Annotated in this window: 18 protein-coding genes; 11 read left to right on the top strand and 7 right to left on the bottom strand. The window is 64.6% G+C overall.

Features of this window, described 5'->3' with window-relative positions; translation table 11 throughout:
• The first annotated feature begins 68 nt into the window (after positions 1-68).
• Entirely contained in the window at positions 69-494 is a 426-nt protein-coding gene (locus tag ACVW1C_RS18200; protein ID WP_456759606.1) for a DUF1330 domain-containing protein, read from the top strand.
• A gap of 314 nt (positions 495-808) precedes the next feature.
• On the opposite strand, the gene ACVW1C_RS18195 is transcribed toward ACVW1C_RS18200, so the two are convergent.
• Together ACVW1C_RS18195 and ACVW1C_RS18190 are read right to left on the bottom strand one after the other, a co-directional pair.
• Positions 809-2,035: an ABC transporter substrate-binding protein gene (locus ACVW1C_RS18195; RefSeq protein WP_456759605.1), complete on the bottom strand. Its 1,227-nt coding sequence runs from the start codon at positions 2,033-2,035 to the stop codon at positions 809-811.
• A gap of 355 nt (positions 2,036-2,390) precedes the next feature.
• Complete coding sequence (locus ACVW1C_RS18190) at positions 2,391-3,611, bottom strand: ABC transporter substrate-binding protein (RefSeq protein WP_456759604.1); 1,221 nt, start codon at positions 3,609-3,611, stop codon at positions 2,391-2,393.
• 284 nt (positions 3,612-3,895) lie between these two features.
• Here ACVW1C_RS18190 and ACVW1C_RS18185 point away from each other — a divergent pair, with 284 nt between their 5' ends.
• Positions 3,896-4,420 (top strand): methylated-DNA--[protein]-cysteine S-methyltransferase, encoded by a 525-nt coding sequence (locus ACVW1C_RS18185; protein ID WP_456759603.1) that lies wholly within the window; start codon positions 3,896-3,898, stop codon positions 4,418-4,420.
• A gap of 153 nt (positions 4,421-4,573) precedes the next feature.
• On the top strand, positions 4,574-4,900 hold the full coding sequence (locus ACVW1C_RS18180) for a hypothetical protein (RefSeq protein ID WP_456759602.1): 327 nt from the start codon (positions 4,574-4,576) through the stop codon (positions 4,898-4,900).
• 278 nt (positions 4,901-5,178) lie between these two features.
• Here ACVW1C_RS18180 and ACVW1C_RS18175 read toward each other — a convergent pair whose 3' ends face one another.
• The 3 genes from ACVW1C_RS18175 to ACVW1C_RS18165 form a co-directional block, all read right to left on the bottom strand.
• Positions 5,179-5,553, bottom strand: coding sequence for a response regulator transcription factor (locus ACVW1C_RS18175; RefSeq protein ID WP_176534787.1), 375 nt, complete (start codon positions 5,551-5,553; stop codon positions 5,179-5,181).
• Between the two features lie 102 nt (positions 5,554-5,655).
• Positions 5,656-6,330, bottom strand: coding sequence for a response regulator transcription factor (locus ACVW1C_RS18170; protein WP_456759601.1), 675 nt, complete (start codon positions 6,328-6,330; stop codon positions 5,656-5,658).
• On the bottom strand, positions 6,324-8,090 hold the full coding sequence (locus ACVW1C_RS18165; protein ID WP_456759600.1) for a PAS domain-containing sensor histidine kinase: 1,767 nt from the start codon (positions 8,088-8,090) through the stop codon (positions 6,324-6,326). Before ACVW1C_RS18165 ends, ACVW1C_RS18170 begins: the two co-directional genes overlap by 7 nt.
• A gap of 387 nt (positions 8,091-8,477) precedes the next feature.
• Between ACVW1C_RS18165 and ACVW1C_RS18160 the strand changes: the two genes are divergently transcribed.
• The gene (locus ACVW1C_RS18160; protein ID WP_456759599.1) at positions 8,478-8,744 is read left to right on the top strand and encodes a hypothetical protein; all 267 of its coding nucleotides are present in this window, start codon (positions 8,478-8,480) and stop codon (positions 8,742-8,744) included.
• A gap of 202 nt (positions 8,745-8,946) precedes the next feature.
• Here the strand turns inward: ACVW1C_RS18160 and ACVW1C_RS18155 are convergent, their stop codons facing one another.
• A complete protein-coding gene (locus tag ACVW1C_RS18155; protein WP_456759598.1) occupies positions 8,947-11,739 on the bottom strand; it encodes a [protein-PII] uridylyltransferase in 2,793 nt (930 codons plus the stop codon).
• A gap of 433 nt (positions 11,740-12,172) precedes the next feature.
• Between ACVW1C_RS18155 and ACVW1C_RS18150 the strand changes: the two genes are divergently transcribed.
• A complete protein-coding gene (locus ACVW1C_RS18150; protein WP_456759597.1) occupies positions 12,173-12,682 on the top strand; it encodes an OsmC family protein in 510 nt (169 codons plus the stop codon).
• Positions 12,683-12,864: 182 nt separating this feature from the next.
• Positions 12,865-13,668, top strand: coding sequence for a hypothetical protein (locus ACVW1C_RS18145; protein ID WP_456759596.1), 804 nt, complete (start codon positions 12,865-12,867; stop codon positions 13,666-13,668).
• Between the two features lie 151 nt (positions 13,669-13,819).
• Here the strand turns inward: ACVW1C_RS18145 and mutS are convergent, their stop codons facing one another.
• A complete protein-coding gene (gene mutS, locus ACVW1C_RS18140; RefSeq protein WP_456759595.1) occupies positions 13,820-16,546 on the bottom strand; it encodes a DNA mismatch repair protein MutS in 2,727 nt (908 codons plus the stop codon).
• 213 nt (positions 16,547-16,759) lie between these two features.
• Between mutS and pcaF the strand changes: the two genes are divergently transcribed.
• The 5 genes from pcaF to ACVW1C_RS18115 all read left to right on the top strand — a co-directional run bounded on the left by pcaF (position 16,760) and on the right by ACVW1C_RS18115 (position 21,431).
• Positions 16,760-17,968, top strand: coding sequence for a 3-oxoadipyl-CoA thiolase (pcaF, locus tag ACVW1C_RS18135; RefSeq protein ID WP_456759594.1), 1,209 nt, complete (start codon positions 16,760-16,762; stop codon positions 17,966-17,968).
• A gap of 105 nt (positions 17,969-18,073) precedes the next feature.
• Positions 18,074-18,775 (top strand): protocatechuate 3,4-dioxygenase subunit beta, encoded by a 702-nt coding sequence (gene pcaH, locus ACVW1C_RS18130; protein ID WP_456759593.1) that lies wholly within the window; start codon positions 18,074-18,076, stop codon positions 18,773-18,775.
• A complete protein-coding gene (gene pcaG / locus ACVW1C_RS18125) occupies positions 18,776-19,375 on the top strand; it encodes a protocatechuate 3,4-dioxygenase subunit alpha (RefSeq protein WP_456759592.1) in 600 nt (199 codons plus the stop codon). It begins immediately after the preceding gene.
• 15 nt (positions 19,376-19,390) lie between these two features.
• Positions 19,391-20,245, top strand: coding sequence for a shikimate dehydrogenase (locus tag ACVW1C_RS18120; protein WP_456759591.1), 855 nt, complete (start codon positions 19,391-19,393; stop codon positions 20,243-20,245).
• A 16-nt stretch (positions 20,246-20,261) separates the two neighbouring features.
• Positions 20,262-21,431, top strand: a complete 1,170-nt coding sequence (locus ACVW1C_RS18115; RefSeq protein WP_456759590.1) for a Gfo/Idh/MocA family protein — start codon at positions 20,262-20,264, stop codon at positions 21,429-21,431.
• Positions 21,432-21,484 lie beyond the last annotated feature (53 nt).

Below are 21,484 nucleotides of genomic sequence, written 5' to 3'. Positions count from 1 at the left end.
ACGGGGGATTAGGAGGTGAGGCGGCGCGTGCTACATAGAGATGGAACAACAAAACAAAGGAGCACCGCATGGGCCATATCGATCCGACCAAGGACGTGTTTGCGCAATTCCGGGACAACAACCGGCCGGGCCCGATCCACATGCTCAATCTGGTGCGGTTGCGCGAATGGGCCGCCTATCCCGACGGCCGCAAGGCGACCGGCGCGGAGGCCTATGCCGCCTATGGCCGCGAGAGCGGACCGGTGTTCGAACGCCTCGGCGGGCGCATCGTCTGGCAGGGCCGCTTCGAGCTGATGCTGATCGGTCCGCAAGAGGAGCGCTGGGATCACTGTTTCATCGCCGAGTATCCAAGCGTTGCCGCCTTCGTCGAAATGATCCGCGATCCGGTCTATCGCGAGGCGGTGAAGCACCGCCAGGCCGGTGTCGAGGATTCGCGGTTGATCCGACACGCCGTGCTGCCGGTCGGGAAGAATTTCGGCGAGATTCCGACGTGAGGTCGGACTAGCGCGAGGGCGGCTGATCTCCTTCCCCGTCATGCTGAGGCGCGAGCGGGGCGAGCCTCGAAGCATGTACCGCCACAGTCGGGCCGCCGACCCTTCGAGATGGCCGCGTTGCGGCCTCCTCAGGGTGACGGTGAGGGAGCGCAGTGCACCTTCCCGTCATTGCGAGCGAAGCGAAGCAATCCATGTCTCGGCTTGCGGAGAGATGGATTGCTTCGTCGCTATCGCTCCTCGCAATGACGGGCATAGCCCCAAAAACAATCGGCGGCCTGGAGGCCGCCGATTGCATCTCAACTCTGCGCGAACGACTAGCCCGCCGGGCCGGCATCCTCGAGGATCGGGCCGAACAGCTCCCAGCGCTCGCCGTTGAACTTCATCATCTGCAGCTGCTTGTTGACGCGATAGTCGTTCGGCGTGGTGTTGCCCTTGATGCCGGGCAGCGCCATGTCGAGTTCGACATTCTTCAGGTTGGTGGCCTGCTTCAGCACGTTCTCGCGCGTCAGCTCGTCGCCGCACTGCTTCAACACATGCACCATCAGCTGGGCGGTGGAGTAGCCGTAGGTGTTGAAGTTCGAGTTCTTGTCGCCGTCGGGATAGTACTTGGCCATGAAGTCGAAATAGCGCTTCATGCCCGGATCGTCCTTCCACTGCGGATCGGCGGGATCCTTGCCGTAGTTGGTCGAGATCAGGCCCTTGGAGGCCTCCAAGCCCGCCGGCTGCAATACGGCGCCGACCGAGGTCGCGTTGATGTCGACGATGTGGACCGGATGCCAGCCGAGCTCGGCAATCTTCTTGATCGCCTGCGCTGCCTGCTTCGGCGTCGAGGCCGAGAAGAACAGGTCGGCGCCGGCGTCCTTGATCTTGATCACCTGGGAATCGATGGTCGGGTCGGAGACCTCATAGGAGGCTTCGGCCACGATCATCTTGGCGGCCTTGTCGCCGAGGCCGGCCTTGATGCCGTTCAGATAATCCTTGCCGAGGTCGTCGTTCTGATAGAGCACGCCGACCTTGGCGTTCGGATGCTCCTTCAGGATGTACTGGCCGTAGATGCGGCCTTCGACGAAGTAGTTCGGATTGAAGCCGAGCGTCCAGGGGAAGTTCTTCGGATCGGTGAACTTCGAGGCGCCGGTGGCGGCGAACAGCTGCGGCACCTTCTTGGCGTTGAGATATTTCTGCACCGCGGCGTTCGACGGCGTGCCGACGATCTGGAAGGTCAAGAGCACCTCGTCGCTCTCGACGAGCTTGCGCACCTGCTCGACGGCCTTCGGCGGCGAATAGGCGTCGTCATACTGGATGAGGTTGATCTTGCGGCCGTTGATGCCGCCCTGATCGTTGATCATCTTGAAATAGGCCGCCTGGGTCTTGCCGATCGAGGCATAGGCGGAAGCCGGGCCGGAGAAGGGGACGGTCTGGCCGATCTTGATCTCGGTATCGCTCGCGCCGGGATCGTATTTCTTTTGCGCGGAGGCCGACGTTGCAGACAGCGCGATCGCGAGCGCCGTTCCCGTGACCAAGTGGAAAATCCCATTCCTCATAATGCTGTTTCCCTCACGTGACTGATGATTGGCCGATGATCTTGTCCGCGGGTTCAAGGTCCCGCGGTCGCCATCGCTGGGCCGGGATACTGGAGGAACCGTTGCTGCGACGCAAGACGAGCAATGCCGAAAAGGTGAGCGTTTTCAGTCAACGAAAGTAGGGGGCGATGCAAAAAGCGGGCGCCGCGCATTGTCAGCGAAGCGGATCGAGACCGCCACCTGCATTATCCCCGTCATCCCTGAGAGCCTGCAAGGCAGGCGTCTCGAAGGATCAACGGCCCCGGTCGGGCCGTCGTGCTTCGAGACGGCCTCTGCGCGGCCTCCTCAGCATGACGGGTCTCAATATTCGAAGCCGTTAGCCCGCCGGTCCGGTGTCCTCGATGATCGGGCCGAACAGCTCCCAGCGCTCGCCGTTGAACTTCATCATCTGCATCTGCTTGTTGATGCGATAGTCGTTCGGTCCGGTCGTGATCGACATGCCGGGCAGTGCGAGGCTCGGCACGAACTTCTTCAGGCTGGTCACCTGCTTCATCAGGTTCTCGCGGGTAAGGTCGTCGCCGCACTGCTTGAGCACCTGGATCAGGAGCTCGGCCGTCGAATAGCCGTAGGTGTTGACGGTGTTGAGCTTGTCGCCCTCCGGGTAATACTTGTCCATGAAGGCGAAATAGGCCTTCACGCCGGGATCATCCTTCCACTGCGGATCGGCCGGGTCCTTGCCGTAATTGGTCGAGATAATGCCCTTCGAGATGTCGAGGCCGGCCGGCTTCAGCGTTGCCGATACCGGGCTCGCATTGATGTCGAGGATGTGCACCGGGTGCCAGTCAAGATCCGCGACCTTGCGGATCGCTTGAGCTGCGAATTTCGGCGTCGACGCGTTATAGAGCAGGTCGACGCCGGCGGCCTTCAGCTTGACGATCTGGGAATCGACGGTCGGGTCGGTCAGCTCGTAGGACGCCTCGGCGACGATCATGCTGGCCGCCTTGTCGCCGAGCCCGCTCTTCAGGCCGGTGATGTAGTCGCGGCCGAGATCGTCGTTCTGGTAGAAGATGCCGATCTTGGCATTGGGATGATTGGCCAGGATGTATTTGGCGTAGATGCGTCCTTCGGACTGGTAGTTCGGGTTGAAGGCGATCGTCCAGGGTGCGTTCTGCGGATCGGAGAAGCGCGAGGCGCCGGTGGAGGCGAGCAGCTGCGGCACCTTCTTGGCATTCAGGTATTTCTGCACGGCGGCATTTGAGGGCGTGCCGATGATCTGGAAGGTGAACAGCACCTCGTCGCCCTCGACCAGCTTGCGCACCTGCTCGACCGCCTTCGGCGGTGAATAGGCGTCGTCATACTGGATCAGGTTCAGCTTGCGGCCGTTGATGCCGCCCTGATCGTTGATCATCTTGATGTAGGCCGCCTGGGTCTTGCCGATGCCGGCATAGGCGGATGCGGGGCCCGAGAACGGCACGGTCTGGCCGATCTTGATCTCGGTGTCGGTCGCGCCGATGTCGTATTTCTTCTGCGCGGTAGCCGATGTAACCGACAACGCGATGGCAAGCGCTGTCGCAGCGAGCAATTGCACGCTCCTCATGTCCGTGACCTCCCATGTTGCCGGTGATCTTGTCCGCAAGGCTCAAACCCGCGGATGTCACCGTTATCAGGGATGATGGAGGAAGGGCGGGGGCATTGCAAGGCGATGCTCCTGCGCGCGATGTCGCGTCAGGCGAGCCAGAGCAGGATCAACGCGAGTGCGGCGGGCGCCGCCTGCACATATCGGGTCTCCTCACCGGAATTCGGGTGGACGCTAGCACGCGCACGGTGAATTGTATGCCGAGCGACCTGTTTCGAGAGCAATGACGTTCCAGAGTGACCGATATGGCCGACCGCAAGACCGCACAGACGTTCAACCTCGACCGCCTCAAGACGCCGATCGGCACTGCGCTGCTGGTGACCGATGACGATGGCGTGCTGCGTGCGCTCGACTGGGACGATTATGAAGCGCGAATGCTCGACCTGCTGCGGTTGCACTATGGCGCCGTGACGCTGCGGGACGGCCGCGCGCCGGCTGCGATGCGCAAGGCGCTCGGCGATTACTTCAACGGCGATCTCGATCGCCTGACCGATGTCGAATGGCGCGTCGCCGGCACGCCGTTCCAGCAGAAGGTCTGGCACGCGTTGCCGAAGATTCCGCCGGGCACCACCATGAGCTACGGCGCGCTGGCGATGAGGCTGAAAGTGCCGAACGCGATGCGCGCGGTCGGCCACGCCAACGGCTCCAACCCGATCAGCGTCGTCGTGCCCTGTCACCGCCTGATCGGCGCCAACGGCTCGCTGGTCAAATATGGCGGCGGACTGGAGCGCAAGCGCTGGCTGCTGCGCCACGAGGGCGTTGAGATATAGCGGCCGACCTCGGCCGCAGTGAGGCGATCAATCGAGATTCTCGCGCGGCATGTTGCGCAGATCGCGCACGATGTAGAGGAATACGATGAGCGAAGGCACCCACGCGAGGATCGCTCCCACCAGCATCGCATCGACCGTCGTCATCGGATCTCCTTGAGCGTTGCTGGCGCGGTTTCGAGCGAAATGGCCGCCGGTTCGCGTGAAGAAAACGCGTCAAACAAAAATCTGGCCTTCGCCGTCAGATCAGCTTTTCCGATGAGCCGCCGGTTCTCGGAGGGGATAGAGCCACTTCCAATAGACCTTGTTGCGCTCCATCTGCCGCTTGTAGATCTCGCGGCACTTCGTCGAGCAGAACTGCTCGAAATACCAGCTGTGCCGGATCAGTCCGAAGGGCCGCCGGCATCCTGGATTCCCGCAACGGCCGGTCATGATGCTGCCTCCGCATTCGCGCGCCAAAGCCAGCGAATGAAGTTCTCCTGACCCTTGTGAAGACAGAGCCGTCCGCAGTAGCGTTCACCGGCCGGATTTCGCAGGCAGATGATCTTGGCATCTTCACTGTCACACTGGGCGCAGCGCGGTTCCGTACGCATGGCGACTTCCCTCCGAGGAACTGCCATTTGCCAATCAAAAATGTCTGATGCTGTCGTCGCCGTCGGCCTTCTTGAGGGACGGCGCCGCGAAATCTCGCGCTGCCACGGTCGATGTGCAACTTGTCCAGATGTTTCTCGGCATCATCCTTGCGTATACTCGATTTGAACTCACCCGCGCGTCGCTGTGCCATGCTGTGCGAGAGCAGCATCGAGGCATTCGACCAGCGCATCTCCGTCGAACGGCTTGATCAGAAAGCAGATCGCGCCCGCCTCCATGGCTCGGGCCCGATCGGCTTCGACGGAGAAGGCCGTGATGAAAATGAACGGAAGACGCCGGCCGTCGGCAATCAGGCGCGCCTGCAGGTCGAGCCCGCTCATGGCCGGCATCCTGACATCGGCTATCACACAGGAGGTGTCGTTCAGTTGCGGCGAATGCAGGAATTCTTCGGCCGACGCGTAGGTCTGGACCGCGTAGCCCAGCGACCTGACCAGATTGTCGGTCGCGGTGCGCACCGACATGTCATCGTCGACGATTGATATCACCGGGTTGGACAAGGAGGGCTTTCCTGGAACGGCCAGAGGGGCCTCTGGTGCATGCGGCCACGCAGCCACAGTGCGTCGTCGGCCGCGGCCGGAGAATCATACTTAGGTTTGCGCGCCGCCGGATGCCTGCTTGATCCCGAGGATCTGCGCCATCCTGACCAGATCGGGCAACGACTTCGCGGCCATTTTCCGCATAATGTGCCCGCGGTGTATCTTGACTGTGATCTCGGCTACGCCGATTTCGGCGGCGACCTGCTTGTTCATGAGCCCCGCGGTGACGAGGCTCATGATCTGGCGCTCGCGAGGGGTCAGGGTCGCGAAGGCTGCGCGCAGGTTCGCGACCGTCCTGGCCTCATGGCGGCGCGTTCTGTCGCGTTCGATCGCGGTCGTGACGGCATCCAGCATGTCCTGATCGCGGAACGGCTTGGTCAGGAAGTCGACGGCTCCGGCCTTCATGGCTCTGACCGTCATCGGGATATCGCCATGGCCGGTCATGAAGATGATCGGAATATGAATGTCGGCCCTGGCCAGCTCCGCCTGGAAGTCTAGGCCGCTCAGCCGGGGCAGCCTGATGTCCAGTATCAGGCAGCTCGGAACATCGGGGAGCGTGTGCTGCAGAAATTCATGGGCCGACCCGAACGCCGTGGTCCGCAGGCCGACCGACCGGAAAAGATTGCTCAGCGAGTCTCGCACCGACAAATCGTCGTCGACGATAAACACGATCGGATCCTCGACGTTCGCGAGGGCGGAGGGCGATGCCGCGCGTCCAATCACCATGCATGATTCTCCTGACGCAGCGGCAGGGTGAACTGGAACGTCGTGCCGGGGCCGATATTTCTGGACACGGACAGGCGCCCTCGGTGGGCTTCGACGATCGAGCGGCAGATCGACAACCCCATTCCCATGCCGCTGGCTTTGGTGGTGTAGAAAGCATCAAACAGCCGCTCGGCATTCTCCGTCGCAACTCCGACACCAGAGTCGGTGACCGTGACCAGGATCTGCCCGGCATCGTCATGGCGGGTCCGGATCACGAGCTCCCGTGACCTGTCCGTGACCGGCTGCATTGCCTCGATGCCATTGACGACGAGGTTGAGGATGACTTGTTGCAGCTGGATGCGGTCGGCGACGACGGGCGGGAGCGCGGCAGCGAGGTCCAGCTGCAGGGATACAAGGTGGCTCTGCAGTTCATGCTGCACCAGGCCGATCACCTCGTTGATGGCTTCATTGATGTCGAGCGGCGCCATCTGACCGGTTGTCTTGTTCACCAGGGCGCGGACACGCTGGATGACCTCGCCGGCCCGGTTGCCGTCGCTGATAATCGACCTGACCGCCCCGCGCGCTTCATTCAGATCGGGAGCCGCCCGGTTGAGCCAGCGCAGGCATGCCGCAGCGTTGGCAACCACGGCGGCAAGCGGCTGGTTCACTTCATGAGCGATCGATGCGGCGAGCTCGCCGAGTGCCGTCACGCGCGTGACGTGCGCGAGGTTGGTCTGCGCTTCATGCAACTCCGCCTGGGCTCGCTTGCGGGCGGTCACGTCGGTGACCGCTCCGATGAATTCGGTGTCGCCCGAGGGGGTGGTCACCGCATGCGCCCTGGCGTGAACATATTTGATCGCGCCGTCCGGCATCAGCAATCGGTAGCCGTGCTCGAAGTCCTTGCCGTCGAGCGAGGCACCGTCGACGGTCCGTTGCACGCGGGTGCGATCATCCGGATGGATGCGCTGAAGGACCGTGGCATGCTTGATGGAAGGAGCCCTGTCGAATCCGAAGATCCTGAACGTCTCTTCCGACCAGATCACCTCACCGCTGGCGACGTGCCAGCCAAAGCTGCCGGTGTGGCTCAATCGTTGGGCTTCGCTCAGGTACATTTCGCTCTGCTGCAGCGCGTTTTCGGCCTGTTTGCGCTCGGTGATATCCTCGCATGCGATCAGGACGATCAATCGATCGTCCTGCCGCCGCACGGCCTTGGCATTTTCACGAACCCAAAGTCTTGAACCGTCCTTGCGGACCTTCCGGATTTCCCAATTGTGGGTTTGGCCGATGTTGTCGAGGCACGCCGCGACGTTGCGCTGGACCGTCTGATGGTCTTCGCCGGCAAAGACCCGCAGCACGGATTGTCCAAGCAATTCGTCGACGGTGTAGCCGAGTTGTGCCGCGCCGAACGTGTTGACCGACAGCACGAGACCCGTGGCGTCGACCATGAAGTACATGACCGGGTTGTGCTCGAACACCTCCTTCCATTGCGCTTCGCTGTTCCGCAGGGCCTCTACCGCGCGCTCTTCGCCGCTGGCCCGGCCGCGCAACATGGCTTCCATCTGCCTGTGGGTGCGCCCCACCACCCCCATCATCAGAAACGCGGCGGCAAGCGACGCGATCAGCAGCGCCAGGGCAATCAGATGGGCAGAAGCTGCAGGCTGCGGACCAAGCAGCAGCCCGATGCAGGTTGCGGCCAAAGCCAGCATCATGCCGCCGAGCAGCCATTGCTCGGCCGACCAGGGCCTCGTGGTCGGGATGCGCATCATCGGCAGCACCAGCACTTGGCTATCCAGCACTCGGCCGTCCAGCACTCGGCCGTCGTAGACCGCGCTGCGTCGCTAGGTGACCGCTACCATCGGCGGCGACAACGTCGCCCTCCTAACGAATTGCATCCTAGCAGCTTTCTCGACGTCCGAACGGGATCGTTGGGGCGATTTTTGGCGATCCACGCGCATCGCGTGAGGTCGCGCGGAAGGCGCAATCGCCGCACGAACTCAGGCCCAGGTTGCGGCTAAACCAAAGTATGTCGTCCCCATCCGAATGTAACGGCTGGATCAACCTCCGTTCAATGGCCCGTTTCCTCCCGGTGGCTACGCTTCTTGGGTAACTCGATGACAGTAGAGGCCTTTCGGGGTTCAGCAATCGCCAATCAGAGACGGGAGATTGAAATGCCCAACGCGCGCCTGCATCTGATCCTTTGCTCCGACGACGTCGCGCGCGAGACGACACCGCAGAGACGTAACCGCAGCTTTCAGCCTTCCGTGATCGACGGCGGCAAGCAAGCAGCGACCGTGCAGGCCGACAATTCGTGGATCGATCTGCTCGATGTCTTCGACTTGAGCGTTGTGCTCTGTCAGGCGAGCTACCTGGCCTTGCTGGGGGCAAGCCTCGCGGCCCTGCAGCCGCAATTGAACGTGCCGGATCCAGGGTCGTAGCCCGCTCTGGATCCAAGTCCGGCGGGCTGCCGGGACCGACGCGCTGGCTGCTCACGCCTGGGTCGCGCAAAACGGGTCCGACAACAGCCTCCGTGAGAGCCCGGAATCCACTCCCCGTCTAGCCCCGGCCCTGATGGATTCCGGGCTCAGTTCCTCAGACGCGCAATGGCGCATCTGGGCACGACGGGTGGAGAGCGGCCCTTCACGCCGCAGGCTTCGCCGCCTGGTCCTCGGTCGACAACAGATGCAGCAGCGCGCTCTTGATCGCGGCCTGCCGGGTCGGTGCGGTGATCTGGGCGCCGAGCAGGTCGGTGACATAAAACACGTCGCGGGCGCGCTCGCCGAAGGTCGCGACATGCGCCGAGGCGATGTTGAGGTTGAGCTTCGAGATCGCGGTGGTCAGCTGGTAGAGCAGGCCGGGGCGGTCGAGGCCGGAGACCTCGATCACGGTGTAGCGGTCGGACCACTGGTTGTTGATGGTCACTTCGGGCTCGACGACGAATGGCCGCGCCTTGCTGCGCACCGCGCGCTTCGCCACCGCCTCGGGCAGCCTGAGCTTGCCTTCCAGCACCTGTTCGATCATCTCGCCGATCCGCGTCGCGCGGCGGCCTTCGTCATCGTCGCGATCGTATTCGCGCGAGATCGAGATGGTGTCGAGCGCGCGGCCGTCGGTCGTGGTGTAGATCTGCGCGTCGACGATGTTGGCGCCGGCGGAGGCGCAGGCGCCGGCGATGATCGACAGCAGCCAGGGATGGTCGGTCGCCAGAATCGTGAGCTCGGTGACGGCACGGACCTCGTCGAAGCCGACATTGATCGCGAGCTTGTGGCCGGCCTGCTCGCTGGCGCGGATGAAGCGCGCCTGACGGATCTTGCGTTGCAGCTCGACCTTGAGCCAGTACGCCGGGTAGTGCCGGCCGATATAGGCGTTGAGCTCGACCTCCGGCCATTCGGTGAAGGCGCGGCGGAACTCGGCCTGCGCCACCGTGATGCGCTGGGCGCGGTTGACCTCCGAGAAGCCGCCGGTCAGCACCGGCTCGGTCTCGTAATACAGCGTGCGCAGGAGCTGCGCCTTCCAGCCGTTCCAGACGCCCGGGCCAACGCCGCGGATGTCGGCGGTGGTCAGGATCGTGAGCAGCTTCATCTGCTCGACGGATTGCACCACGGCGGCGAAATTCTCGATGGTCTTGCGGTCCGACAGATCGCGCGATTGCGCCACCGTCGACATCGTCAGATGTTCCTCGATCAGCCATGCCACCAGCTCGGTATCGGCCGCGGAGAAGCCGAGCCGCGGGCAGAGCCGCCGCGCCACCTTGGCGCCAGCGATCGAATGATCCTCAGGCCTGCCTTTGGCGATGTCGTGCAGCAGGGTCGCGATATAGATCACCGGGCGGTGCTCGGGACGAATTTTGCGGAACAGGTCGCTGGCGACCGTGAACTCCTCGTTGCCGCCGCGCTCGATGTCCTGCAGGAAGCCGATGCAGCGGAGCAGATGCTCGTCCACCGTATAGTGGTGATACATGTTGAACTGCATCATCGACACGATCTTGCCGAAGGCGCGGATGAAATGGCCGAGCACGCCGGTCTCGTTCATCCGCCGCAGCACGGTCTCCGCGTCGTTCGAGGTCAGGATCTCCATGAACAGGCGGTTGGCTTCCTCGCTGTCGCGCAGCTGGGTGTTGATCAGCTTCAGCGAGCGCGTCACCGTGCGCATCGCGTCGGGGTGGAAGGCGAGGTTGTTCTGCTGCGCGAGGCGGAAGATACGGATCAGGTTGACCGGATCGCGCTTGAAGACATCAGGGGCGGCGAGGTTGATGCGGTTGTTGTCGACGATGAAGTCGTCGCTGCCGGCCACCCGCCGCCGCTTGGTGCCCGGCCGCAGCCGCGCCACCATCCGGCTCAGCACCGGCGCCGGCTTGTTGTGCTCCTCCTCGAGCTTGGCGCACAGGATCGCGGTGAGGTCGCCGACGTCTTTGGCGATCAGGAAGTAGTGCTTCATGAAGCGCTCGACGTCCTGCATGCCGGGATGCGAGGTGTAGCCGAGGCGGACCGCGATCTCGCGCTGCATGTCGAACGACAGCCGCTCCTCGGCGCGTCCGGCGAAGAAGTGCAAATTGCAGCGCACCGACCACAGGAAGTCGGCGCAGCGGCGGAAGGTGCGGTACTCCTGCGCGTCGAACACGCCGCGCTCCAGCAGCTCGTCGGTTTCGCGCACGCGGTAAACGTATTTCGCGATCCAGAACAGGGTATGCAGGTCGCGCAGGCCGCCCTTGCCGTCCTTGACGTTGGGCTCGACCAGATAGCGCGACTGGCCGGCGCGGCGATGCCGCTCCTCGCGCTCGGCGAGCTTGGCGGTGACGAATTCTGCTGCGGTGCCCTGCACCACTTCCTTGTCGAAGCGTTCGACCAGCTCGTCATAGAGCGGCTGGTCACCGGTCAGGAAGCGCGTCTCCAGGATCGCGGTGCGGATTGTCATGTCGCCGCGCGCCTGGCGGATCGATTCATCGACCGAGCGCGTGGCGTGGCCGACCTTCAGCCCCATGTCCCAGAGGCAATAGAGGATGGCTTCGGCGACCTGCTCGCCCCAGGCGGTCTGCTTGTAGGGCAGGATGAACAAGAGATCGATGTCGGATTCCGGCGCCATCAGCCCGCGGCCATAACCTCCGGTCGCCACCACGGCCATGCGTTCGGCGCCCGAGGGGATCGGCGAGTGATAGAGATGCCGGGTCGCCGCCGCGTAGAGGATGCGGATGATCTCGTCCTGCACGAAGCACAGCCGTTCGGCGCAGCGGCGGCCGTGGCGGTCCTTCAGCAGCAGCTCCTGCGCCGTGGCGCGCGCCGCGATCAGCTCGGCCTTGAGCAGCTGCGCCATCGCGGCGCGGAACTGGTCCTCGCGGCCGGCATGCTGTTCGGCGAGTGCATTGACCGCCGCGGTGATCCGCTCGGTCTCGAATCGACCATCCGCTTCAGGGCGGACTTCGGCTGCGACGCTGTCCATACATTCATCCGATATCGGACGGAGCTGTTGCTGTCACTGACCAAAGTATGACGACAGCCGCTCCATGCTCTCGTGGCGGCGCTTCGCGCAAGACCACTTCCGCGCCATCTGGTGAAGGGTAGAGATTTTCCCGATGATCGCAAGTCTAACTCCTTGAATTAAATGATTGTTTCTTGGTTCGCGCGAGCCGATCTGCCGATGCAGAAATTTCCCGGCGCGCCTGGAGCTCAACGACGGCATCATCTCGGTGCAGCCGGCCAGCTGCAACAAAGGCGCTCGAATTCCTCGACGCCGGTGTGATCATCTCAGCTCGACCGGACCGCTTGCGCGATCTCACCGCTAAATCCAGCGCCGGCGGGGCGATGTGGTGGTGACATCCGCTCCTGAAGGTCTTACATCCGAAGACCAAGAAGAATAGCCGGGAGACAAGTCCATGGACTCCGCCGAACTCCGCGCAATGCAGGCTCCGATCAAGGAGCGCTACAAGGCCGACCCCTCGGCCGCCGTGATCACGCTGAAGGCCAAGGGCACGATCGACAGCGAAAGTCTTTCCTGCAAGGTCGAAACCGGCCGTGCGCTCGCGATCGCCGGCCTGCATCCCGCCACCGGCGGCTCCGGGCTCGAGCTCTGCTCCGGCGACATGCTGCTGGAGGCGCTGGTCGCCTGCGCCGGCGTCACGCTGAAATCGGTCGCGACCGCCGTCGAGGTGCCGCTGAAGGTCGGCAATGTGTTCGCCGAGGGCGATCTCGATTTCCGCGGCACGCTCGGCGTCGACAAGGAGGCCCCGGTCGGCTTCCGCGAGATCCGCCTGCGCTTCGACGTCGGCACCGACGCGCCGCAGGACAAGCTCGACCTGCTGCTGAAGCTCACCGAGCGTTATTGCGTGGTCTACCAGACCATCAAGAACGGCCCGAAAGTCTCGGTGACGATGCAGCGGGTGTGACGTCTCGCTTACCCTCCCCTGGAGGGGAGGGTCGACGCGAATGCAATGAGCGGCGGGGTGGGGTGAAAGTCTCTCCACCCGATCAGTGCCCGTGTTGAGTGATCACCCCACCTCGTTTTGCATTCCGCTGTGCTGCATGCGAACCGATCCTCCCCCTCCAGGGGAGGATAAGAAAAGAAGAAATGTCCCCCGAACTCCACTTCGTCCTGCTCCTCGTGCTGCGCATGGCGGTTGCCGCCGCCTTCGTGGTCAGTGCGTCCATCATCACGGAACGTTCGGGTCCGGTGATCGGCGCGCTGATCGCAACCCTGCCGATCTCGGCGGGGCCGTCCTACACCTTCCTCGCGCTCGACCATGACGCCGCCTTCATCGCCGAGGGCGCGCTGTCGAGCCTGCCGGTCAATGCGGCGACGATCTTCATGGGCCTCACTTATGTCGTGCTGGCGCAGCGCTTCAGCATGTGGATCAGCGCGGGAAGCGCGATCGCGTTGTGGCTCGTGCTCGGCACCATCATCCGCCAGTTCGCGTGGACGCTCGCCGGCGGGCTGATCCTCAATGCCATAGCGTTTGCGATCTGCATTCCGCTGCTCAGGCCTTATCGGCACGTCGCGAAGATGCCGCTGATCGCGCGGCGCTGGTACGACATCCCGCTGCGCGCTGCGCTGGTCGCAAGCCTGGTCGGCACGGTCGTCACTGCGTCGACCTGGGTCGGTCCGCGCATTACCGGCGTGATCGCGCTGTTCCCGATCGTGTTCTCCTCGATGATGCTGATCCTGCATCCGCGGATCGGCGGCCCCGCGACCGCCGCCGTGCTCGCCAACAGCGCGTGGGGCCTGCTCGGCTTCGGTCTCGGCATCGCCGTGCTGCACGTAGCGGTGCTGCAATTTGGCTCAGCCGTAGGCCTCTGCTGCGCGCTCGCCACCTGCATCGTCTGGAATCTGGCGCTGTGGCAGATCGGGCGGCGGAAAGCCGTGAAGGCGTCCTAACCTCCCCTTGAAAAGGGGAGGTCGCTTTGCTCGTCAGAGCGAAGCGGATGGGGATCTGCTCTCTCTGCAAACAGCGTCGTCTTCGGCTGGAGCCCCATCCCGACCTTCCCCCTTTCAGGGGGAAGGAGAAGGGGTGATCCGGGCTGCACGGCTACTGCTTCGGCAGCTTCGCCCGCAATGCATACAGCGCATCCAGCGCCTCGCGCGGCGACATTTCGTCGGGATGCAGGGCCTTCACCGCCTCGACCAGCAAATCCGCCTCGCTTGGCGGCTTGTCCTCACTTGCGGCGCGGGAGGGCACGGCGAACAGCGGCATGTCGTCGGCCAGCGCGCGGGCGGTCTGGCCGCGGTCCTGGGCTTCGAGCTTTGCCAGCACTGATTTGGCGCGCGTGATCACGGCGGGCGGCAGGCCGGCGAGTTTTGCGACCTGGATGCCGTAGGACCGGTCGGCGGAGCCCGGCAGCACCTCGTGCAGGAACACGACGTCGCCCTGCCATTCCTTGACCCGCACCGTGGCGTTGAACATCCGCGGCAGCTTCGCCGAGAGCGCCGTCAGCTCGTGATAGTGGGTGGCAAAAAGCGTGCGGCAGCGGTTGCTTTCGTGCAGGTGCTCGATCGCGGCCCAGGCGATCGACAGGCCGTCGAAGGTCGCTGTCCCGCGGCCAATTTCGTCGAGAATCACCAGCGACCGCTCGCTCGCCTGGTTCAGGATCACGGCGGTCTCGACCATCTCGACCATGAAGGTCGAGCGTCCGCGCGCCAGATCGTCGGCGGCGCCGACGCGCGAGAACAGCCGGTCGACGATGCCGAGCCGCGCGCGGGACGCCGGCACGTAAGAGCCGATCTGCGCTAAGAGTGCGATCAGCGCATTCTGGCGCAGGAAGGTCGACTTGCCGGCCATGTTCGGACCGGTGATCAGCCAGAGCTGGCCGGACTTCTGGCCCGGCGCCGGAGAGAGATCGCAGGCATTGGCGATGAACGGCTGGCCGTCGCGCTTCAGCGCCTGCTCGACCACCGGGTGGCGGCCGCCCTCGATTGCAAACCCGAGCGAGCCGTCGACGTCGGGCCGCACGTAATTGTCGTCGATCGCAAGCTTCGCCAGCGAGGTCGCGACGTCGAGCATCGCAAAGGCATGCGCGGCGTTGCGCAGATCGTCGCTGGCGGCGAGCGCCATCGCGCTCAGCCGCTCGAAGATCTCGAGCTCGAGATTGAGCGCACGCTCGCCGGCATTGGCGATCTTGGCCTCGGTCTCGCCGAGCTCTGCGGTGGTGAAGCGAACCTGTCCCGCGAGCGTCTGGCGATGGATGAAGGTCGCGTTCAGCGGTGGTGCGAACAGCTTGTCGCCGTGCTGCGCGGTGACCTCGACGAAATAGCCCAGCACGTTGTTGTGCCGGATCTTCAGCGTCTTGATGCCGGTGTCCTCGGCATAGCGCGCCTGCATCGCGGCGACGACGAGGCGCGAGGCATCGCGCAGGTTGCGGCTTTCATCGAGCGCGGCCTCATAGCCGTCGCGGACGAAGCCGCCGTCGCGCTTGATCAGCGGCAATTGCTCGGAGAGTGCGCGGGAGAATTCCTGCGCCAGGTCGCGCGAGGGGCGCCGCAGGGCCGCCATCACGGTCGAAACCTCGGCCGGCGGATCGCTGAGCTGCGCCAGCAGCTCCAGCGCCTGGTCGGCGGCCAGGATGCCGTCGCGCAGGCTGGCGAGGTCGCGCGGCCCGCCGCGGCCGACCGACAGCCGGGCCAGGGCACGCGACATGTCGGGTGCCGCGCGCAGCACGGTTCTGATGTCCTCGCGCGCCGCGGAATCCGCGACGAAGGCGGAGACGGCATCGAGCCGCCGCGCGATCACGGCAACATCGGTGAGCGGCGCGGCAAGCCGCTGCGCGAGGAGGCGCGAGCCCGCCGCAGTGACGGTGCAGTCGATCGCATCGAGCAGCGAGCCGCGGCGTTCGCCGGCCAGCGTGCGCGTCAGTTCGAGATTGGCGCGGGTCGCCGGGTCGATCGCCATCGTGGTGCCGGCGGCCTCGCGCGCCGGCGGCGACAGCGGCGGGCGCTTCCCGACCTGGGTGCGGTCGATATAGGTGACGGCCGCGGCCGCGGCAGTCGCCTCCAGCCGCGACATCGCCGAGAGGCCATCCATGGTCGCGACCGCGAAATAGTCGCACAGCCGTCGCTCTGCGGTAGCGCTGTCGAACACGTCGCGGGTCAGCGGCGTCACCGAGGGCAGCTCGCGCAAGGTCGACGCGAGCTCGTTGTCGCTGTACAGCGCGTCGGTGACGATCGCCTCGTTCGGATTGATCCGCGCCAGCGTCGCCGCGAGCTCTGATGTCGAGCACTCCGTCACCATGAATTCGGAGGTCGAGATGTCGATCCAGGCAAGGCCAAGGCGATCCGCGCCGGCCGAACCGCGGGCGCGCGCGATCGCGATCAGGTAATTGTTGGTGCGGGCGTCGAGCAGCGTGTCTTCGGTCAGCGTGCCCGGCGTCACCAGCCGCACCACGCCGCGGCGGACCACGCTCTTGTTGCCGCGGGCCTTTGCCTCCGCGGGATTTTCGGTCTGCTCGCACACCGCGACGCGGTGCCCGGCGCCGATCAGGCGATGCAGGTAGTCCTCGGAGCGTTCGACCGGCACGCCGCACATCGGGATGTCCATGCCCTGGTGCTTGCCGCGCTTGGTCAGCACGATGCCGAGCGTCTTCGAGGCGATCTCGGCGTCCTCGAAGAACAGCTCGTAGAAATCGCCCATCCGGTAGAACAGCAACAGGCCCGGGTGGGCCGCCTTGATCTCCAGATACTGTTCCATCATCGGCGTGACGCGCGACGGCGCCTCGGCGGCTGTGGCTTCGGGCGGAACGGGGATCGGCTGCTGAATGGTCATGAGGGCCGGGAAACTACAAAATTTCGCAGCGCGGTCCTATCCGCGAGGTCGGGGTTTTCCACCCTGTCCACGGTGCCAATTATGTCAGCCCTCACGGTAATGCGTGCAGGGCACGCAGTGCCGTCAATTGACCTGCCGCGGGCACGCTCCTAAAACTCACCCCAAGTTCCAGCCGATCCAGCGCCTAAGTCGCGGCATTCAGGGAGAGATTCAATGCGTGATGTGTTCATTTGCGATGCCGTCCGGACTCCGATCGGCCGTTTCGGCGGCTCGCTCGCCAAGGTGCGCGCCGACGATCTCGCGGCGGCCCCGATCAAGGCGCTGATGGCAAAGCACCCGACGCTCGACTGGAATCAGGTCGACGAGGTCTTTTTCGGCTGCGCCAACCAGGCCGGCGAGGACAACCGCAACGTCGCGCGCATGGCGCTGCTGCTCGCCGGTATGCCCGAGTCGGTTCCCGGCCAGACCCTGAATCGGCTTTGCGCCTCCGGTCTCGATGCAGTCGGTGCCGCGGGCCGCGCCATCCGTGCCGGCGAGATCGATTTCGCGATCGCGGGCGGCGTCGAATCGATGACGCGCGCGCCGTTCGTGATGGGCAAGGCTTCGGAAGCCTTCTCGCGCTCGGCCGAGATTTACGACACCACCATCGGCTGGCGCTTCATCAATCCCTTGATGAAGGCGCAGTACGGCGTCGATGCGATGCCGGAGACCGGCGAGAACGTCGCCGAGGAATTCCAGGTCTCGCGCGCCGATCAGGACGCGATGGCGATCCGCTCGCAGCAGCGCGCCGGTGCCGCGATCGCGTCGGGCTATTTCGCCGAGGAGATCGTGCCGATCCAGGTGCCCGGCGGCAAGGCCGGTCCCATCACGGTCGACAAGGACGAGCATCCGCGGCCGGAGACCACGCTCGAAGCTCTCGCCAAGCTGAAACCGATCGTGCGCAATCCGGGCACGGTGACCGCGGGCAACGCTTCGGGCGTCAATGACGGCGCCGCCGCGATGATCCTGGCCTCCGCGGCTGCTGTGAAGAAGCAAGGCCTGACCCCGCGCGCAAAGATCCTCGGCCTTGCCTCGGCCGCGGTGCCGCCGCGCATCATGGGCATCGGCCCGGTGCCGGCGACGAAGAAGCTGGTCGAGCGGCTCGGCATCAAGGTGTCGGACTTCGACCTGATCGAGCTCAACGAGGCCTTCGCCTCGCAGGGCATCGCCTGCCTGCGCCAGCTCGGCGTCAAGGAAGATGCCGATTTCGTCAATCCGCATGGCGGCGCGATCGCGCTCGGTCACCCGCTCGGCATGAGCGGCGCGCGGCTGGTTTTGACCGCGGTGCACGGCATGGAGAGGCGGGGCGGGAAGCTTGCCTTGGCAACTATGTGCGTTGGCGTCGGCCAGGGCGTCGCGGTTGCGATCGAAAAGCTGAATTAGTCCAATAGCTTGGAAGGGCTGAAAACAGCCCTTTCCCAATTTGGTTATGCATTATAATGATCTGATGTGAGCCCACGGGGCGCGTGGGCCGCGGAGGAATTCGCCATGACCCTGTTGTATCCGCTGCAATCGCTTGCGGCCCATCCGGCGCGGCTGTCGCCGGACTATCGCTCCGCCATCAAGCGCTCGCCGCAAAAGCCGCTGATCCCGATGCGGCATACGCTCTCCGAATTGACCGGGCCGGTCTATGGCCATGAGACGGTGCGCGCGCACGACAACGATCTCACCATCCAGGCCAAGGGCGAGCCGCTCGGCGAGCGCATCATCGTGCATGGTCATGTGCTCGACGAGGACGGCCGCGGCGTGCCCAATACGCTGGTCGAACTGTGGCAGGCCAATGCCTGCGGCCGCTACATCCATGTCGTCGACCAGCATCCGGCGCCGCTCGATCCGAATTTCACTGGCGCCGGCCGCACCCAGAGCGATGACAAGGGTTATTACAAGTTCGTCACCATCAAGCCCGGCGCCTATCCCTGGGGCAATCACCACAATGCGTGGCGGCCTGCGCATATCCACTTCTCGGTGTTCGGCCACTCCTTTATCTCGCGTCTGGTGACGCAGATGTATTTCCCCGGCGATCCGCTGTTTCCGTTCGATCCGATCTTCAATTCGGTGACGGATGAGAAGGCGCGGGCGCGGATGATCTCGTCGTTCGATCTCGAGAACACCCAACCGGAATGGGCGCTGTGCTACCGCTTCGATATCGTGCTGCGCGGGCGCAACGCCACGCCGATGGAGACCAGGTAAGTGTCGAACCAACGTCCTGATGGAATCACGCCCTCCCAGACCGTCGGTCCCTACTTCAAGTACGGCCTGACGCCGAACGGCGAATATGCGTGGAACGACGCCTTCAGCAACAATCTGCTAACGCCTGACGTCTCGGGCGAGCGCATCCGCGTCGAAGGCACCGTCTATGACGGCGACGGCGCCGTGATCCCGGACTGCATGCTGGAGATCTGGCAGGCAGACAGCCAGGGCCGCTTCTCCGATCCGCAGGATGCGCGCGCGCTGCCGAACTCCTCCTTCAAGGGCTTTGGCCGCTGTGGCACCGACAAGAGCGGTGGCTATGCGTTCGACACCATCAAGCCAGGCGTGGTGCCGGACGCCGACGGCAAGCCGCAGGCGCCGCACATCGTGCTCGCGGTGTTCGCGCGCGGCGTGCTGCTGCACCTCTACACCCGGATCTACTTCGACGACGAAGCCGGCAACGCCGGCGATCCTGTGCTCGCATTGGTGCCGGCCGATCGCCGCGCGACCTTGATCGCCAAGAAGGCCGGTTCGGGCAACGCCTACACGTTCGACGTCCATCTGCAGGGCGACAACGAGACGGTGTTCTTCGACGTCTAGCGTGGAGGGTGAGGAATGACGCGCGATCGCTTCCTCACCGGTCTGATTGGGTATCCGATCGCGCATTCGGCGGCGCCTGCGATGCACGAGCAGGCGGCTGCAGTGCTCGGCGTTCGCTGCCACTACCAGCTCGTCGAGGTGAAGGGCGCCGGGCGCGACGATCTGCGTGCGATGTTAGAGGGCGTCAGGCGGCTCGGCTTTGCCGGCGTCAACGTTACCTTTCCCTACAAGGAGGCGGTCGTCGATCTGCTCGACGATCTAGCACCGGATGCGCGTGCGATCGGCGCGGTCAACACCATCGTCGCGAGTGGCGCGCGGCTGGTCGGGCACAACACCGATGCGACGGGTTTTGCGCGTGCGATCGAGCCGCTGCTCGCCGGCGCGCCGCGCGGCCCGATCGCGCTGATCGGTGCCGGCGGCGTCGGCAAGGCGATCGCCTTCGCGATCGCCGGCCTCGGCGTCACCGGGATCAGGATCTTCGACGCCGATGCCGCCAAGGCCGCGCAGCTTGCGGCCCAGCTGCGGGATCGCTACGCGGTCCACGCCACCAGCGTCGCGGCCGCGGCGGATGGCGCCGTGGGCTTGGTCAATGCAACGCCGGTCGGCATGCTGCCGAGCCGCGACACGCCGGTGCCGGACGCGCTGCTGCGTTCCTCGATGTGGGTCGCCGACGCGGTCTACACGCCGCTCTGGACGCCGCTGCTGACCGCAGCCAAAGCGAGGGGCGCAAGCGTCCTGACCGGACGGGACCTCGCGATCAACGCCTCGGCCGACGCATTCAAGCTGTTCACGGGATTGACGCCGCCGCATGCGGCGATGGCAAATGCGTTCGACGCCGTGATGGCTGCACGCTACTCTCCGCCTGCCTGAAGGGCGGAGGCATGAAATGAAAAAAATCAGGATCGGGCTGGCGGGCTGCGGCTTCGTCTCGGAGCTGCACATGGTTGCCTACCGGCGCGTCTACGGCGTCAATGTCGAGGTGCGGGCGGCGGCGGCGCGCGGCGATCATGTGGTCGAGTTCGCGCGCAAGCACGGAATCCCGAACGCGTATCGCAGCTTTGCCGATCTGGTCGCCGACCGCGAGCTAGACGTCATCGACATCTGCACGCCGCCCAATCTGCACGCCGCGATGATCGTCGAGGCCATGCAGGCCGGCAAGCACGTAATCTGCGAGAAGCCGTTCAGCGGCTATTTCGGCCGCGACGGCGACACGGCGCCGATCGGCAGGCACGTCCCGAAGGCGCTGATGTACCAGCGCGTGATGGAAGAGATGGAAGCGACCCGCGCCGCGATCGAGCGCAGCGGAAAACTGTTCATGTATGCCGAGGACTGGATCTACGCGCCCGCGGTGACCAAGACCGCGGAGATCATCCGCGCGACGCGCGACAAGATCCTGTTCATGAAGGGCGAGGAGAGCCATTCCGGCTCGCATGCCGCGCATGCCGCAGAGTGGGCGATGACCGGCGGCGGCTCGCTGATCCGGATGGGCTGCCATCCGCTGTCGGCCGTGCTCTATCTCAAGCAGGTCGAGGCGAGAGCGCGCGGCGAGGCGACACACGTTGCCAGCGTCACCTGCGATGTCGGCAACGTCACCGCCGGTCTCAACCCCGAGGAGCGCGGCTATATCAAGGCGAATCCGGTCGACGTCGAGGATTGGGGCACGCTGACCGCGACCTTCTCCGACGGCACCAAGGCCACGGTATTTTCCGGCGACATGATCATGGGCGGCGTGCGCAACCTGATCGAGACCTACACCTCAGGCGGCTCGCTGTTTGCCAACATCACGCCGAACACGCATCTTGTGAGCTACCAGACCTCGGAGCAAAAGCTCGCTTCCGTCTACATCACCGAGAAGGTCGATCGCAAAACCGGCTGGCAATATGTCTGCCTCGAGGAGGAATGGACCCGCGGCTACCTGCAGGAGATCCAGGATTTCATGGAATGCGTCGCGACCGGCCGCGCACCGCTCGCCGACCTCGCGCTGGCGTATGCGACCACGAAGGTGAACTACGCCGGCTATTGGGCCGCGGATGAGGGCAGGCGGGTGGTGCTGTAGAGGCTCGATTGCGCCGCGTCGGGACTGCGCTCCCTCGCCCCGTTCTTCACGGG

It is taken from the genome of Bradyrhizobium sp. USDA 4011 (assembly GCF_054063415.1).
The sequence above is the reverse complement of the archived record's forward strand: the minus strand, read 5'-3'. Positions and strand labels throughout refer to the sequence as shown.

Bases quoted from the DNA above. Each gene is read 5' to 3' on its own strand.
- ACVW1C_RS18195 (WP_456759605.1), bottom strand. From the start codon at position 2,035: ATGAGGAATGGGATTTTCCACTTGGTCACGGGAACGGCGCTCGCGATC.
- pcaF (WP_456759594.1), top strand. From the start codon at position 16,760: ATGCGTGATGTGTTCATTTGCGATGCCGTCCGGACTCCGATCGGCCGT.
- ACVW1C_RS18150 (WP_456759597.1), top strand. From the start codon at position 12,173: ATGGACTCCGCCGAACTCCGCGCAATGCAGGCTCCGATCAAGGAGCGC.
- ACVW1C_RS18190 (WP_456759604.1), bottom strand. From the start codon at position 3,611: ATGAGGAGCGTGCAATTGCTCGCTGCGACAGCGCTTGCCATCGCGTTG.
- ACVW1C_RS18115 (WP_456759590.1), top strand. From the start codon at position 20,262: ATGAAAAAAATCAGGATCGGGCTGGCGGGCTGCGGCTTCGTCTCGGAG.
- ACVW1C_RS18160 (WP_456759599.1), top strand. From the start codon at position 8,478: ATGCCCAACGCGCGCCTGCATCTGATCCTTTGCTCCGACGACGTCGCG.
- ACVW1C_RS18145 (WP_456759596.1), top strand. From the start codon at position 12,865: ATGTCCCCCGAACTCCACTTCGTCCTGCTCCTCGTGCTGCGCATGGCG.
- mutS (WP_456759595.1), bottom strand. From the start codon at position 16,546: ATGACCATTCAGCAGCCGATCCCCGTTCCGCCCGAAGCCACAGCCGCC.
- ACVW1C_RS18200 (WP_456759606.1), top strand. From the start codon at position 69: ATGGGCCATATCGATCCGACCAAGGACGTGTTTGCGCAATTCCGGGAC.
- ACVW1C_RS18185 (WP_456759603.1), top strand. From the start codon at position 3,896: ATGGCCGACCGCAAGACCGCACAGACGTTCAACCTCGACCGCCTCAAG.
- pcaH (WP_456759593.1), top strand. From the start codon at position 18,074: ATGACCCTGTTGTATCCGCTGCAATCGCTTGCGGCCCATCCGGCGCGG.
- ACVW1C_RS18170 (WP_456759601.1), bottom strand. From the start codon at position 6,330: ATGGTGATTGGACGCGCGGCATCGCCCTCCGCCCTCGCGAACGTCGAG.
- ACVW1C_RS18120 (WP_456759591.1), top strand. From the start codon at position 19,391: ATGACGCGCGATCGCTTCCTCACCGGTCTGATTGGGTATCCGATCGCG.
- ACVW1C_RS18155 (WP_456759598.1), bottom strand. From the start codon at position 11,739: ATGGACAGCGTCGCAGCCGAAGTCCGCCCTGAAGCGGATGGTCGATTC.